A 2,393-nucleotide genomic window follows, 5' to 3' on the forward strand; every position below is an offset into this window, starting at 1 on the left:
CGGCCGGCGGAGCGCCACCGTGCCGTGCCGAGGCGGTGGGGGCGACGGCCGGTCCGGCCGGGAGCGGTGCGCCGGCCCGGGCCTTCGAGCGACGCCGGTGCCGGGTGACGGTCTGGTGGTGGCCCAGCCAGGAGAGGGTTCGCACCAACAGGGCGAGGGCGATCAGCGCCGCACACAGCCCGTAGCCCCACAGGACCCAGGCATGCGCGGCGCGTCCGGCGCTCAGACCGTGGACCAGCGCGATCGGCCAGCAGGCGTACGCGCTCGCGTGCGTCACACGCCAGAGCCAGGCGTGTCGACTGCCCGCGAAGCGTCCGCGGAACGCGCCCGTCGCCGCGACCAGGACGAGCAGGTCGGCTGCGACGGTTCCCAGGCCCACCGCCACGGCGGTCCCGCCGGTGAAGGGGAGGACCGTGCCCATCGGGTCCTCGTGGTGTTCGAAGACCTTGACCGCGATGTGGACGGCCAGGAACCCGAGCGCCGCGACGGCGGTCGCCCGGTGCACCGATTGGACGGCCACCCGCAACCGCGGCGTCAGGACCAGGCGGTCGGTGGCGGCCAGCCCGAACACGACCGCCGCGGTCAGCGCGAGCAGGGTGAAGACCCCGGCGAAGTAGTCCAGGAAGGCGGTGACGTGGCCGGCCACGGCGGCCGGGGCACCACGGGCCGCGACACCTGCGAGAAGGACGGGTGCGGACATCGGGATCCTTCTTCCGTGGGTTCGGGTCAACCGGCCGGGCGCGGGCCGACAGCGGTATCGGATCGGGTGGACCCGCCTCGGAGCCACATCGAAGAGCGCGCCCGGTCGTGGGGCCGGTGGCACGGTTGGACCCGCCCATTCTTAGGGGCACCCGAACGGGGGACAAAGGTCCCCGAGTACGACACCGGGCAGTAGGAGAGCCCCGCGCGGGGCCCGTCGGCTCGCAGAACAGGGGCTCGTGTCTACGGTCGAACGTCGTAGACACCCGGAGTGATGTAACCGGGCTCACGTTTCGAGGCCGCGGACGGCGTCGGAGCGTCGTCGTGGGCTCACCGGCACGCCCGGCGCCGAAGCGATCGGGCGCCGACCGAGCCGCGGCGCACCGCGCTTCCACCCCCGCTTCGCCCCCATCAGCGTAGTGTGCCCCGCTTGTGCCAGGACTGCGGTAGATCATGGGTGTATGGCCAGAGACACGGGCCGCTCCTCCAGGCTGCCGCTGCGTCGATCGGGTAGCCGCCGTGAGCGGCGAGACCCAGGCTCAGTGCCGCAGGGGCAGTCGGCGCAACGCCTGCGGTCGGTGATGAGCGCCCACAGCGTCGCCGGCCAGATGTTCATCATGCAGGTGCTGATCGTGCTGCTGCTCGTGGTGACGGCCGTCGTCGTGCTGCTGATCCAGTCCCGCACCGACCGGTTCGACGCGGCGCGCGACCGCACGCTCGCCGCGGCCGAGGCGTTCGCCCACAGCCCCGGCCTGGTGGCGGCGATGCAGGGCCCCGACCCCAGCGCGGTGCTCCAGCCGCTGACCGAAGCGGCCCGCAAGGACGCCGGGGTCGACTTCATCGTGGTGACCGACCGCAACGGCACCCGCTACACCCACCCCGATCCGGCGCAGATCGGCAAGAGGTTCATCGGCACCATCGAGCCGTCGCTCCACGGCCGGGTCACCATCGAACAGGTGCACGGCCCGCTCGGCTACGAGTACCAGGCGGTCGTCCCGGTGGAGGACTCCCACGGCGCGGTCGTGGGCATCGTCTCGTCCGGGATGAAGGTCGCCAATGTGAGCAGCGCCTTCAACCGCCAGCTGCCGGTCATCCTGGGCGCCGGTGCCGCCGCGCTCGGCCTGGCCACGGCCGGTACGGCGCTGGTGGGCAGGCGTCTCATGCGGCAGACCCACGGCCTCGGGCCGGAAGAGATGACCCGGATGTACGAGCACCACGACGCGGTGCTGCACGCGGTGCGCGAGGGCGTGGCCATCGTCAGCGGCGACGGCCGGATCCTGCTCGCCAACGACGAGGCGCGCCGACTGCTCGATCTGCCCGCCGACGCGGAGGGGCGCACCGTCGCCGACCTCGGCCTCGCCCCCCGCACGGCCGAACTGCTGCTCTCCGACCGCACGGTCACCGACGAGGTGATCCCCGTCGGCGACCGCCTGCTGGCCGTCAACAACCGCCCCACCGACAGCAGGGGAGGCCCACCGGGCAGCGTCACCACCCTGCGCGACTCCACCGAGCTGCGCGCCCTCGCGGGCAAGGCCGAGGTCGCCCGCAGCCGGCTCAGGCTGCTGTACGAAGCGAGCGTGGCGATCGGCACGACCCTGGACGTCCGGCGCACTGCGGAGGAGCTCGTCCGCACGGCCGCCCACGAATTCTGCGACTACGCCACCGCCGACCTCGCCGAAGCGGTCCTGCACGGC

Annotated in this window: 1 protein-coding gene and 1 pseudogene; one reads left to right on the forward strand and one right to left on the reverse strand. The window is 73.1% G+C overall.

Translation table 11 applies throughout. From position 1 onward, the window contains the following. The coding region (locus tag J0670_RS35965) for a hypothetical protein (protein ID WP_207816881.1) at positions 1-700 on the reverse strand (700 nt) is incomplete at its 3' end. 580 nt (positions 701-1,280) lie between these two features. Between J0670_RS35965 and J0670_RS35970 the strand changes: the two are divergent. After that, a pseudogene (locus J0670_RS35970) lies at positions 1,281-2,393 on the forward strand (histidine kinase); the annotation flags it as partial.

This window comes from Streptomyces sp. FH025, assembly GCF_017427025.1.
In the GTDB taxonomy this organism is placed as follows: Bacteria; Actinomycetota; Actinomycetes; order Streptomycetales; family Streptomycetaceae; genus Kitasatospora.